Source organism: Lysinibacillus parviboronicapiens (genome assembly GCF_003049605.2).
Classification (GTDB): domain Bacteria; phylum Bacillota; class Bacilli; order Bacillales_A; family Planococcaceae; genus Lysinibacillus; species Lysinibacillus parviboronicapiens.
Genome location: NZ_CP073713.1, coordinates 4678780 through 4693053, shown reverse-complemented (window position 1 = coordinate 4693053; position 14274 = coordinate 4678780). Strand labels below are relative to the sequence as shown.

The window sequence follows — 14274 nt, the reverse complement described above, 5'->3', positions numbered from 1 at the left end:
TTGAGGGGTGAATGAGTTGACAGGTCAACTAGTTCAGTACGGACAACACCGCCAGCGTAGAAGCTTTGCGCGTATTAAAGAGGTGCTTGAGCTTCCAAATCTGATTGAGATTCAAACGGCGTCTTACGAGTGGTTCCTTGAAGAAGGTTTACGTGAAATGTTCCGTGACATTTCGCCGATCGAGGACTTTACAGGTAATCTTTCATTAGAATTCATCGATTATACATTGGGTGATCCTAAGTATGATGTGGATGAGTGTAAAGAGCGAGATGTTACTTACGCAGCTCCATTACGTGTGAAAGTACGTCTTTACAACAAAGAAACAGACGAAGTGAAAGAACAAGATGTATTCATGGGTGACTTCCCATTAATGACTGAAACAGGTACGTTCATCATCAATGGTGCAGAACGTGTTATCGTTTCACAATTAGTTCGATCACCAAGTGTGTATTTTCATGATAAAACTGATAAGAATGGTAAAAAAGGCTTCGGAGCAACGGTTATTCCGAACCGAGGCGCTTGGTTAGAATATGAAACTGACGCAAAAGACGTAGTATATGTGCGCATTGATCGTACGCGTAAGCTACCAGTAACAGTGTTACTTCGTGCTTTAGGTTTCGGTTCAGATCAAGAAATTATCGATATTATCGGTGACAACGAGTATTTACGTAATACGCTTGAAAAAGATAACTCTGAAAGTACAGAAAAAGCACTTTTAGAAATTTATGAGCGTTTACGTCCTGGTGAGCCACCAACAGTCGAAAGTGCTAAGAGCTTATTATACTCTCGTTTCTTCGATGCAAAACGCTATGATTTAGCGAATGTTGGTCGTTACAAAATGAATAAAAAGCTTCACATTAAAAATCGTTTATTCAACCAAACGATTGCAGAGACGCTTGTAGATCCAGAAACAGGCGAAATTTTAGTAGAAAAAGGTACAGTGCTTGATCGTCGTACATTAGATAAAATCTTACCGTACCTAGAAGATTCTTCAAAAGGTATTGGCTACCGTTCTTTATCACAAGTCGGTGGTGTACTTGAGGATGATGTAACAATCCAATCTATTAAAATTTATGCACCAAAAGATGAAGCACAAAAAGAAATCAATATAATTGGTAATGCGTATATTGATGAAGAAGTGAAAAATATTACACCTGCTGACGTGCTATCTTCAGTAAGTTACTTCTTCAACTTACTTTACCAAGTAGGGGCTACTGATGATATCGACCATTTAGGTAATCGTCGTCTACGCTCTGTTGGTGAGCTATTACAAAACCAATTCCGTATCGGTTTATCTCGTATGGAACGTGTAGTACGTGAGCGTATGTCTATTAACGACACAGCTGCTATCGTACCACAACAATTAATCAACATCCGTCCTGTTATTGCATCGATTAAAGAGTTCTTTGGTAGCTCTCAATTATCTCAATTCATGGACCAAACAAACCCATTAGCAGAGCTAACACATAAACGTCGTCTATCTGCATTAGGACCGGGTGGTTTAACGCGTGAGCGCGCTGGTTTCGAAGTACGTGACGTTCACTACTCTCACTATGGTCGTATGTGTCCAATCGAGACACCAGAGGGTCCAAACATTGGGTTAATCAACTCATTATCTTCATTTGCCAAAGTAAATAAATTTGGATTCATTGAAACACCTTACCGTCGTATTGATCATGAAACTGGTAAAGTAACGGACCAAATCGATTATTTAACAGCGGACGAAGAAGATAACTACTACGTTGCACAAGCAAACTCGTTATTAAATCCAGATGGTACATTTACAAATGACGAAGTAGTAGGTCGTTTCCGTGGGGATAACACTGTATTCAATAAGGCACAAATGGACTACATGGACGTATCTCCTAAACAAGTAGTTTCTGCTGCGACAGCATGTATTCCGTTCTTAGAAAACGATGACTCTAACCGTGCACTTATGGGTGCCAACATGCAACGTCAAGCGGTTCCACTATTAAATCCAGAAGCGCCATTCGTTGGTACTGGTATGGAACACGTAGATGCGCGTGACTCAGGTGCGGCAGTTGTAGCGAAGTATGATGGTATTGTAGAGCATGTTGAAGCTCGTTCAATCCACGTACGTCGCATTGAAACAGTTGACGGTAAAGAAGTTAAAGGCGATTTAACAAAATATAAATTACAAAAATTCATTCGTTCAAACCAAGGTACTTCATATAACCAACGTCCACTTGTAAAAGTTGGCGAACGTGTGAAACCTCGTGATATTTTAGCAGACGGTCCATCGATGGAAAAAGGTGAATTAGCTCTTGGTCGTAACGTTCTTGTTGCATTCATGACATGGAACGGCTTCAACTATGAGGATGCTGTTATCATGAGCGAACGCCTTGTAAAAGACGATGTTTATACTTCAGTTCATATTGAAGAATACGAATCAGAGTCTCGCGATACAAAATTAGGACCTGAAGAAATCACACGTGATATTCCAAACGTTGGGGAAGATGCACTTCGTAATTTAGACGAACGTGGAATCATCCGTATTGGTGCGGAAGTTCGTGACGGTGATATTCTTGTTGGTAAAGTAACGCCTAAAGGGGTTACAGAACTAACTGCTGAAGAGCGTTTATTACATGCAATCTTTGGTGAAAAAGCACGTGAAGTTCGTGATACTTCATTACGCGTACCACATGGTGCGGGCGGTATTATTCTTGACGTGAAAGTATTTAACCGTGAAGATGGCGATGAGTTACCACCAGGTGTTAACCAATTAGTTCGTGCATACATTGTTCAAAAACGTAAAATCCGCGTTGGGGACAAAATGGCCGGACGTCATGGTAACAAAGGGGTTATCTCTCGTATTTTACCGGAAGAGGATATGCCATTTATGCCAGACGGCACTCCTGTAGATATCATGTTAAACCCACTAGGTGTACCTTCTCGTATGAATATCGGACAAGTTTTAGAGCTACACTTAGGTATGGCTTCTCGTTACTTAGGTATCCATATGGCAACACCAGTATTTGATGGTGCCAACGAAGAAGATGTTTGGGAAACGATGGAAGAAGCAGGGATGAACCGTGATGGTAAAACAATCCTGTATGATGGACGTTCTGGTGAGCCATTTGATAACCGTGTATCTGTTGGGATCATGTACATGATCAAACTTGCGCACATGGTTGATGATAAACTTCATGCACGTTCAACTGGTCCTTACTCACTTGTTACACAACAACCACTTGGTGGTAAAGCACAGTTTGGTGGACAACGCTTTGGTGAGATGGAGGTATGGGCACTTGAAGCATATGGTGCTGCGTACACACTTCAAGAAATTTTAACAGTTAAATCCGATGACGTGGTTGGTCGTGTAAAAACTTACGAAGCCATCGTTAAAGGTGAAAGTGTACCAGAGCCGGGTGTTCCTGAATCGTTCAAAGTATTGATCAAAGAACTTCAATCTCTTGGTATGGATGTAAAAATGTTAACAATCAATGATGAAGAAGTAGAGCTTCGCGATTTAGATGAAGAAGAAGATCTTCAACCAGCTGATGCACTTAACATTGCACCACAGCCAGAAAAAGAAGAAGAGCCAGTGGAGTCATTTGAATAATTAACACTATTCAGAGCCGGGCAGGATTTGATGCCCTGTCCGGCTTTTCTTTACTTGTAAAACAATCTATTTTTAATCTTTTGTCAAAGAAGTACATTTTTTGCAAACGATTGTCGAGCTGCGTAAAAGAGTCTTTATAAAGACCTATACTAAAGGGAGGTAGGCTCCTTGATAGACGTTAATGAATTTGAATATATGAAAATTGGTTTAGCTTCTCCTGACAAGATTCGTTCTTGGTCATATGGTGAAGTCAAAAAACCTGAAACAATCAACTACCGAACATTAAAACCAGAAAAAGATGGTTTATTCTGTGAACGTATTTTCGGTCCAACTAAAGACTGGGAATGTCACTGTGGTAAATACAAACGTGTGCGCTACAAAGGCGTAGTTTGTGACCGTTGTGGTGTTGAAGTAACACGTGCAAAAGTTCGTCGTGAACGTATGGGTCACATCGAATTAGCAGCCCCAGTTTCTCACATTTGGTACTTCAAAGGTATTCCAAGCCGTATGGGTCTTATCTTAGATATGTCTCCACGTGCTTTAGAAGAAGTAATTTACTTCGCATCTTATGTTGTAATCGAACCGGGTGCTACTAACTTAGAAAGCAAGCAATTACTTTCTGAAAAAGAGTACCGTGCATACCGCGAAAAATTTGGGAACACATTCGAAGCAGCGATGGGTGCAGAAGCAATCAAAAAGCTTCTTGCTAAAATTGATCTTGAAGATGAAACATATTCTTTAAAAGAAGAGTTGAAATCTGCACAAGGCCAACGTCGTACACGTGCGATTAAACGTCTAGAGGTTGTTGAATCATTCCGTAATTCAGGTAACTCACCTGAATGGATGATTTTAGATGTACTACCTGTTATTCCACCAGAGCTTCGTCCAATGGTGCAATTAGATGGTGGTCGTTTCGCGACATCTGATTTAAATGACCTTTACCGTCGAGTTATCAACCGTAATAACCGTTTAAAACGCTTATTAGACCTTGGTGCACCAAGCATCATCGTTCAAAACGAAAAACGTATGTTACAAGAAGCTGTTGATGCATTAATCGATAATGGCCGCCGTGGTCGTCCGGTAACAGGTCCAGGTAACCGTCCGTTAAAATCACTTTCACACATGTTGAAAGGAAAACAAGGTCGTTTCCGTCAAAACTTACTTGGTAAACGTGTTGACTATTCAGGTCGTTCAGTTATCGTAGTAGGTCCAAACTTAAAAATGTACCAATGTGGTCTACCAAAAGAAATGGCAATTGAGCTATTTAAACCTTTCGTTATGAAAGAGTTAGTAGAACGTGGTCTTGCACATAATATTAAATCTGCTAAACGTAAAATTGAACGTTTAAACAACGATGTATGGGACGTTTTAGAAGACGTTATCCGTGAGCACCCGGTATTACTTAACCGTGCACCGACGCTTCACCGTCTTGGTATCCAAGCATTCGAACCAACATTAGTTGAAGGGCGTGCTATTCGTCTTCACCCATTAGTATGTACAGCTTATAACGCTGACTTTGATGGTGACCAAATGGCGGTTCACGTTCCTTTATCAGCAGAAGCACAAGCAGAAGCTCGTCTTCTAATGCTTGCTGCACAAAACATCCTAAACCCGAAAGACGGTAAACCAGTTGTTACACCGTCTCAAGATATGGTATTAGGTAACTATTATTTAACATTAGAGCGTGAAGATGCTCGTGGTGAAGGTTCCATTTTCTATGGACCAAATGAAGTGCTAATCGCGTATGATACTGGTCATGTTCACTTGCATACACGTATTGCGATAAAAGCAAGTTCACTACACAATCCAACGTTTACTGAAGAGCAAAATAATATGTTCTTAATCACAACTGTTGGTAAAGTAATCTTTAACGAAATCTTGCCTGAATCATTCCCGTTCATTAATGAACCGACTGAATTTAACTTAGAGCAAGAAACACCACAAAAATACTTTGTAAATTTAACAATTGACGAAGAAACTTTAAAAGAACTTGAAGCAGATGCTGCATACAAAGAACTTGATGAAAAAGGCAAAGTAGATGCACAACGTACAGCTGTACTTCGCAAACACTTTGTATCAGTTCCTGTTGTAAACCCATTCCGTAAGAAGTTCTTAGGAAATATCATCGCTGAAGTGTTTAAACGTTTCCACATTACAGAAACATCTAAAATGCTTGACCGTATGAAAAACCTTGGTTTCAAATATTCAACACGTGCTGGTATCACTGTTGGTGTATCTGACATCGTTGTATTACCAGATAAAGGCGAAATCTTAGCAGTAGCACAAGAAAAAGTAGATAAAGTACAGGCGCAATTCCGTCGTGGTTTCATCACTGAAGATGAGCGTTATGATCGCGTTATCTCTAGTTGGAGTGCAGCGAAAGATGAAATTCAATCGAAGCTGATGAAATCGCTTGAGAAAACAAACCCAATCTTCATGATGTCTGACTCAGGTGCCCGTGGTAACGCATCTAACTTTACACAGTTAGCTGGTATGCGTGGTCTGATGGCCAACCCGGCTGGTCGTATCATTGAACTTCCAATCAAATCGTCATTCCGTGAAGGTTTAACGGTATTGGAATACTTCATCTCTACGCATGGTGCTCGTAAAGGTCTTGCCGATACAGCCTTGAAAACAGCCGATTCAGGTTACTTAACTCGTCGTCTTGTAGACGTTGCACAAGATGTTATCGTTCGTGAAGATGACTGTGGAACTGACCGTGGTTTAACAATTGGTGCGTTAATGGAAGGTACAGAGTTAATCGAAGCGTTAGACGAACGTATTGTTGGTCGTCATGCAAAGAAAACTATCTATCATCCAGAAACAGGCGAAGTGATTTTAGCGAAAGATGGTTTAATCGACCAAGATATCGCTCGCGTCATTACTGAATTAGGTATTGAAGAGGTAACAATTCGTTCTGCATTTACATGTAATACAAAACATGGCGTATGTAAAAAATGTTACGGCATGAACTTAGCAACAGGTGAAAAGGTTGAAGTTGGGGAAGCAGTTGGTATTATTGCGGCTCAATCAATCGGTGAACCAGGTACACAGTTAACAATGCGTACTTTCCATACAGGTGGGGTTGCCGGAGATGATATTACACAAGGTCTTCCACGTATCCAAGAGATTTTTGAAGCTCGTAATCCTAAAGGTCAATCAGTTATCACTGATATCGCAGGTACGGTTTCAGACGTCACTGAAATTCGTGAAGGTCTAAAAGAAATTACAATTGAAGGTGAAGTAGAAACACGTAAATACCAAGCACCATACAATGCTCGTCTGAAAGTACAAGAAGGCGACTTCGTAGAACGCGGCCAAGTATTAACAGAAGGTTCTATTGATCCAAAACAATTATTAAAAGTTAAAGACGTTTCAACAGTACAAGAGTATCTGTTAAAAGAAGTACAAAAAGTATACCGTATGCAAGGGGTAGAAATTGGAGACAAACATATCGAAGTAATGGTACGTCAAATGCTTCGTAAAGTACGTGTCATTGAAGCTGGTGATACAGAGTTACTACCAGGTTCATTACTAGATATCCACCAATTCTCAGAAGCAAATGCAGATGCTGTGATGAACGGCAAAAACCCTGCAACTTGCCGTCCTGTAATTTTAGGTATTACAAAAGCTTCTCTTGAAACAGAATCATTCTTATCTGCCGCATCATTCCAAGAAACAACTCGTGTATTAACAGATGCTGCCATTAAAGGTAAGCGTGACGAACTTCTAGGATTAAAAGAGAACGTAATTATTGGTAAACTTGTTCCTGCAGGTACTGGTATGCAACGTTACCGTCAAATCCGTATTGAAAAAGATGAGCTTGATTTAGAAGAAACAGTTTCTGCTGAATAACTCGTAACATGAGCTCCGAAGAGATGGATTGTTGCCATCTCTTCGGACTTTTTAAAGATATTAGTTGACAGTGGGAATAGGTAATGTTAATATATTGAAGGTTGATAGTTAACTGTCTATACTTCGGAGGATATGAAAATGTCTTATGATAAAGTAAGGGCTAGTAAAACAATCATAGGTACAAAGCAAGCAGTAAAAGCAATGCGCGATGGTTCAGTAAAAGAACTTTTTGTGGCACTTGATGCAGACAATTGGGTAACCGATTTGGCCATTACTTTCGCGAGAGAAATCGGTGTGCCAATTATTCTTGTTGAGTCCAAAAAGGAACTGGGCAAGGCCTGTGGAATCCACGTTGGAGCAGCGGTTGTTGCTATTGCTGTAGAGTAGTTTTTGTGTATAAAACACAAAGACTTTGTTTTTACCCAAAAAATGAACCACCTGGATGTGTGGTATTAACAAGGAATAAATGAAGGGAGGAAATACCGATGCCTACAATTAACCAATTAGTACGTAAGCCTCGTCAATCTAAAATCACGAAATCAAAATCACCAGCGTTAAACAAAGGATATAACTCATTTAAAAAATCTTTAACTGATGTTAAATCTCCACAAAAACGCGGTGTTTGTACTCGTGTAGGTACAATGACACCTCGTAAACCAAACTCAGCGTTACGTAAATACGCTCGTGTGCGTTTAACTAACCAAATTGAGGTTACAGCTTATATCCCAGGTGAAGGCCACAACTTACAAGAGCACAGTGTTGTTCTTATCCGTGGCGGACGCGTAAAAGACTTAGCGGGTGTTCGTTACCATATCGTACGTGGAGCTCTTGATACAGCTGGTGTAAACGGTCGTTTACAATCACGTTCTAAATACGGAACAAAACGCCCTAAAGAAAAAAAATAATGTAACACGATAAGTGTTATTAAATATTGAGCCTCATGTAGATGTCACCAATTTCAAATCTTGCTAGCAGAGTTGAAATTCGTGTGGCAACTACGAACAAGGCAAAATTTATAAAATAAATCGATAACTATTCGAAAGGAGGAAAACACATGCCTCGTAAAGGTCCTGTTTCCAAACGTGACGTGTTACCAGATCCAATTTATAGTTCAAAACTAGTAACTCGTTTAATCAATAAAATGATGGTTGATGGTAAAAGAGGTACTTCTCAAAAGATTTTATACGGTGCGTTCGAAATTGTTAAAGAACGTTCTGGTGAAAATCCAATTGAAGTATTCGAAGCTGCTCTAAACAACGTAATGCCAGTTCTTGAAGTACGCGCTCGCCGTGTTGGTGGTTCTAACTACCAAGTACCGGTTGAAGTACGTCCAGAACGTCGTACAACTTTAGGTCTTCGTTACCTAGTTAACTATTCTCGTCTTCGTGGTGAAAAAACTATGGAAGAGCGTTTAGCTAACGAAATCCTAGATGCTTCAAACAACACTGGTGCATCAGTTAAGAAACGTGAAGATATGCACAAAATGGCAGAAGCGAACAAAGCATTCGCTCACTACCGTTGGTAATTTAACCTATGTGTTAGCTAATTGGCTAACACAAGGTCTTTTATACAGTCTTTACCCCAATATGGAAGGAGAAATTTCCTATGAAACGCGAATTCTCACTTGAGAATACTCGTAATATTGGGATCATGGCTCACATTGATGCTGGTAAAACAACAACAACTGAGCGTATCCTTTATTACACTGGTAAGATTCACAAAATCGGTGAAACTCATGAAGGCGCTTCTCAAATGGACTGGATGGAGCAAGAGCAAGAACGTGGTATTACAATCACTTCTGCTGCAACAACAGCCCAATGGGCAGGCCACCGTGTAAACATCATCGATACTCCTGGACACGTAGACTTCACTGTAGAAGTAGAACGTTCATTACGCGTACTTGACGGTGCTGTAACAGTACTAGATGCTCAATCTGGTGTTGAGCCTCAAACTGAAACTGTATGGCGTCAAGCTACAACATACGGTGTTCCACGTATTGTATTCATTAACAAAATGGATAAAACAGGAGCAGATTTCTTATATTCTGTAGGAACTCTACATGATCGTTTACAAGCAAACGCTCACCCTGTCCAATTACCTATCGGAGCTGAAGATCAGTTCTCTGCAATCATTGACTTAGTTGAAATGAAAGCAACTTTCTACGGCGACGAAAAAGGTACTGCAGTAACTGAAGGTGAAATCCCTGAAGAATACCGCGAACAAGCTGAAGAATACCGTGAAAAACTAATCGACGCTGTTGCAAGTGTTGATGAAGAAATCATGGAGAAATATTTAGAAGGCGAAGAAATTACTGTTGCTGAACTTAAAGCGGCTATCCGTCGTGCTACGATCGCAGTAGAATTCTACCCAGTAATCTGTGGTACAGCATTCAAACACAAAGGCGTACGCCCAATGTTAAATGCAGTTATCGATTATTTACCATCTCCAGTTGATGTACCAGCAATCAAAGGTACTTCAGTTGATGGTGACGAAGAGTTAGAACGTAAATCTTCTGATGAAGAGCCATTCTCAGCTCTTGCATTCAAAGTTATGACTGACCCATTCGTAGGTAAATTAACTTTCTTCCGTGTGTACTCTGGAACATTAGATTCAGGTTCATACGTACAAAACTCTTCTAAAGGTAAACGTGAACGTGTAGGTCGTATCCTACAAATGCACGCTAACTCTCGTGAAGAGATTTCTAAAGTATTCGCTGGGGACATCGCAGCAGCAGTAGGTCTTAAAGATACTACTACTGGTGATACTCTATGTGACGAGAAAAACCTAGTTATTCTTGAATCAATGGAATTCCCTGAGCCAGTAATTTCTCTTTCTGTAGAACCAAAATCAAAAGCTGACCAAGATAAAATGGGTCAAGCTTTACAAAAACTTCAAGAAGAGGATCCAACTTTCCGTGCACACACTGACACAGAAACTGGACAAACAATCATCTCAGGTATGGGTGAGCTTCACCTTGATATCTTAGTTGACCGTATGCGCCGTGAATTTAAAGTAGAAGCTAACGTAGGTGCTCCAATGGTATCTTACCGTGAGACATTCCGTGGCTCTGCAAAAGTTCAAGGTAAATTCACTCGCCAATCTGGTGGTCGTGGACAATACGGAGACGTAACGATTGAGTTCTCTCCAAATGAAGAAGGTAAAGGCTTTGAATTCGAAAACGCTATCGTTGGTGGTGTAATACCTCGTGAATACATCCCTGCAGTTGAAGCAGGTCTTCGTGACTCTCTTGACCGCGGTGTAGTAGCTGGTTACCCTCTAATCGACATTAAAGCGAAATTAGTATTCGGTTCTTACCATGACGTTGACTCGAATGAGATGGCGTTCAAAATTGCTGCATCTATGGCTCTTAAAGAAGCATCGAAACAATGTGACGCTGTTATTTTAGAACCAATGATGAAAGTTGAAGTTGTAATTCCAGAAGAGTACCTTGGTGATATCATGGGTAACATTACTTCTCGTCGCGGACGCGTTGAGGGTATGGATGCTCGCGGTAACTCTCAAGTTGTTCGTGCAATGGTTCCGTTAGCGGAAATGTTTGGTTACGCAACAACTCTTCGTTCTGCAACGCAAGGTCGCGGTGTATTCTCAATGACATTTGATCATTATGAAGAAGTACCAAAATCAATCGCTGCTGAAATCATCAAAAAAAATAAAGGTGAATAATTGAATTTTCATCTTGCATAAAGTATAACTAATTTGTAAGCTATGATTGCAGGATAGGGGATGGGCCCGTTCTCTATCAGCATTCATTCTATAAATTTCAAAAAAAAACATATAATTTTGAGGAGGCAATCTCTAATGGCTAAAGAAAAATTTGACCGTTCAAAAACGCATGCTAACATTGGTACAATCGGACACGTTGACCATGGTAAAACTACTTTAACTGCTGCAATCGCTACAGTACTTTCTAAAAAAATGGGTGGTACAGCTAAATCTTACGCTGACATCGATAACGCACCTGAAGAAAAAGAACGTGGTATCACAATCAATACTTCTCACGTAGAATACGAAACAGAATCTCGTCACTATGCACACGTTGACTGCCCAGGACACGCTGACTATGTTAAAAACATGATCACTGGTGCTGCACAAATGGACGGCGGTATCTTAGTAGTATCTGCTGCTGATGGCCCAATGCCACAAACTCGTGAACACATCCTTTTATCTCGTCAAGTAGGTGTTCCATACTTAGTAGTATTCATGAACAAATGTGATATGGTTGACGACGAAGAATTATTAGAATTAGTAGAAATGGAAATCCGTGACCTACTATCTGAATATGAATTCCCAGGCGACGATATCCCTGTAATTAAAGGTTCTGCTCTTAAAGCTCTTGAAGGCGAAGCAGAATGGGAAGAAAAAATCGTTGAATTAATGGACGCTGTAGACTCTTACATCCCAACTCCAGAACGTCAAACTGACAAACCATTCATGATGCCTGTTGAGGACGTATTCTCAATCACTGGTCGTGGTACAGTTGCAACTGGCCGTGTTGAACGTGGTCAAGTTAAAGTTGGTGACGTAGTTGAAATCGTAGGTATTACTGAAGAAGCTAAATCTACAACTGTAACTGGCGTTGAAATGTTCCGTAAATTATTAGACTACGCTGAAGCTGGTGACAACATCGGTGCTTTACTTCGTGGTGTAGCTCGTGAAGAAATCCAACGTGGTCAAGTATTAGCTAAACCAGGCTCAATCACTCCACACACAAACTTCAAAGCTGAAGTTTACGTTTTATCTAAAGAAGAGGGTGGCCGTCATACTCCATTCTTCTCTAACTACCGTCCTCAGTTCTACTTCCGTACAACTGACGTAACAGGTATCTGTAACTTACCAGAAGGCGTTGAAATGGTAATGCCTGGTGATAACATCGAAATGACAGTAGAACTTATCGCTCCAATCGCTCTTGAAGAAGGTACTAAATTCTCTATCCGTGAGGGTGGCCGTACTGTAGGCGCTGGCGTAGTTGCTTCTATCCAAAAATAATTTTTAGCGCAAGCTAATTTTTCTAAACCAATCTGTAGGGACGCTTACAGATTGGTTTTTTATGTTAAAATTAGATGAGAAAGGGGTGCTTGTGCATGGAAATGAAAGTTTTATTGATAGAAGATGATCCATCAATTTTTGGAATGATTAAACAGCGTTTTGCGCAATGGTCACTGCAAGTTGTAGGTCCAAGAAATTTTCAAAAAGTGATGGATGATTTTATAGAAGAGAAACCACAACTAGTATTAATTGATATTCAACTACCTGCTTATGATGGTTTTCATTGGTGTCGAGAAATTAGACATATCTCGAAGGTACCAATTCTCTTTCTATCATCACGAGATCACCCTATGGATATGGTGATGGCCATGCAAATGGGTGCTGATGATTTTATACAAAAACCTTTTCATATGGAAGTATTAGTTGCAAAGGTACAGGCCCTTTTGCGGCGTACGTATGACTATGTAGAAGAAAAGATGGAAGTCACACGTTTTAATGGTGCTGTTATTGATTATGCAAGAAGCGAGATAATGTTTGAAGGACAATTGGTTTCTTTGACAAAAAATGAACTTTTTATCTTAAGGATTTTAGTGGAAAAGGCTAATCAAATTGTCTCAAGAGATGATCTAATGAGAAAATTATGGGACGATGAGCGCTTTGTTAATGATAATACATTGTCTGTAAATGTAAATCGTTTACGCACAAAGCTTGAAGATATAGGATTACAGGAAGTCATTTTAACAAAAAAAGGGCTAGGCTATATGGCGTTATCGCAAGGGATGTGATTGTGGGTGCTTCTATTATTCTTAAAAGAGCGACTAACATGGATAGGATTTCATTTATTTATAATAGTTGTTGTGAATGTACTATTTTCTTTAGATGTGGGTTTAATGAGCATTTCCATTACGTATGTTAATATTTGCATGGTAGTTAGCTTTACAGTCTTTTTGCTGTGGCGTTATATTGTTGAAGTAGGTCAATTGAAAGATTTCCTGGGAAATGTGGATGGGCAGTTAGATGACGTTCATAGTAAAAACTTAGACCTATCACCTTTTCAAGATGCTTATTTTGCGAAGATTGAAGATGTATTTTATGTAAAGGATATGGAATTGAACAAGGCGAAAGTCCAGTTACAAGAGTATACAGACGAGCTTCTGGCATGGGTACATGAAGTGAAGGCACCTTTAACATCTATTAACTTAATGTTATCCCAAATAGAGGATTTAGCATTACGTCGCAAACTAGAGCATGAGTGGCTCAGATTGCATTTATTAGTCGATCAGCAGCTGCATCAAACTCGTCTTGCTTCAATTGAAAAAGATAACTATATGACCGAAATGGAGCTGCGTACTGTTGTTTACAAGGAAATCCGTGCAATGCAGCCGTGGTGTTTGGAAAAGGGTATAGGTTTTGATGTAGCAGAATTATCGGAGATGGTAATGACGGATGGTAAATGGTTAGCTTTTATCGTACGGCAAATTCTATCAAATGCTATAAAATACAGTCCTACCAATACTGACATTGTAATCTTTACGGAAGTAGATGTCACTGGCGCAATATTGCTACATATACAAGATGAAGGTATTGGTATTCGAAAAGAGGATTTGCCACGTATCTTTCAAAAGTCGTATACGGGGACTGCTGGTAGGGAGTCGGCACAATCAACAGGTATGGGTTTATACCTAGCACATAATGTTGCACTGAAAATCGGCATTCGTATTAGCGTGCAATCGGAGGCTGGTGAAGGTTCCATTTTCACATTACGTTTCCCCTTGCAAAATGAATATGTCAAACTAACAGGTAGATGACGAAAATGTCACCTACCTTTT

Annotated in this window: 9 protein-coding genes; all 9 read left to right on the top strand. The window is 40.0% G+C overall.

What is annotated here, in order from left to right; all coding sequences use genetic code 11:
* Nucleotides 1–7: 7 nt before the first annotated feature.
* The 9 genes from rpoB (at nt 8) to C9J31_RS22770 (ending at nt 14253) form a co-directional block, all read left to right on the top strand.
* Nucleotides 8–3583 carry a DNA-directed RNA polymerase subunit beta gene (rpoB, locus tag C9J31_RS22810; protein ID WP_193767116.1) on the top strand — a complete coding sequence of 1192 codons (3576 nt, stop codon included), beginning with the start codon at nt 8–10 and terminating at the stop codon, nt 3581–3583.
* A 168-nt stretch (nt 3584–3751) separates the two neighbouring features.
* Nucleotides 3752–7438 (top strand): DNA-directed RNA polymerase subunit beta', encoded by a 3687-nt coding sequence (gene rpoC / locus C9J31_RS22805; protein ID WP_107925081.1) that lies wholly within the window; start codon nt 3752–3754, stop codon nt 7436–7438.
* Nucleotides 7439–7576: 138 nt separating this feature from the next.
* Nucleotides 7577–7825 carry a ribosomal L7Ae/L30e/S12e/Gadd45 family protein gene (locus C9J31_RS22800; protein WP_054767898.1) on the top strand — a complete coding sequence of 83 codons (249 nt, stop codon included), beginning with the start codon at nt 7577–7579 and terminating at the stop codon, nt 7823–7825.
* A 98-nt stretch (nt 7826–7923) separates the two neighbouring features.
* Complete coding sequence (gene rpsL / locus C9J31_RS22795) at nt 7924–8343, top strand: 30S ribosomal protein S12 (protein WP_010860613.1); 420 nt, start codon at nt 7924–7926, stop codon at nt 8341–8343.
* Nucleotides 8344–8492: 149 nt separating this feature from the next.
* Complete coding sequence (gene rpsG / locus C9J31_RS22790; RefSeq protein ID WP_010860612.1) at nt 8493–8963, top strand: 30S ribosomal protein S7; 471 nt, start codon at nt 8493–8495, stop codon at nt 8961–8963.
* Between the two features lie 80 nt (nt 8964–9043).
* Nucleotides 9044–11122 carry an elongation factor G gene (gene fusA / locus C9J31_RS22785; protein WP_054767901.1) on the top strand — a complete coding sequence of 693 codons (2079 nt, stop codon included), beginning with the start codon at nt 9044–9046 and terminating at the stop codon, nt 11120–11122.
* A gap of 135 nt (nt 11123–11257) precedes the next feature.
* Nucleotides 11258–12445: an elongation factor Tu gene (gene tuf, locus C9J31_RS22780; protein WP_107925082.1), complete on the top strand. Its 1188-nt coding sequence runs from the start codon at nt 11258–11260 to the stop codon at nt 12443–12445.
* A 101-nt stretch (nt 12446–12546) separates the two neighbouring features.
* Nucleotides 12547–13230: a response regulator transcription factor gene (locus tag C9J31_RS22775; RefSeq protein WP_193767117.1), complete on the top strand. Its 684-nt coding sequence runs from the start codon at nt 12547–12549 to the stop codon at nt 13228–13230.
* A 6-nt stretch (nt 13231–13236) separates the two neighbouring features.
* A complete protein-coding gene (locus C9J31_RS22770) occupies nt 13237–14253 on the top strand; it encodes a sensor histidine kinase (protein WP_107950599.1) in 1017 nt (338 codons plus the stop codon).
* Nucleotides 14254–14274: the final 21 nt, after the last annotated feature.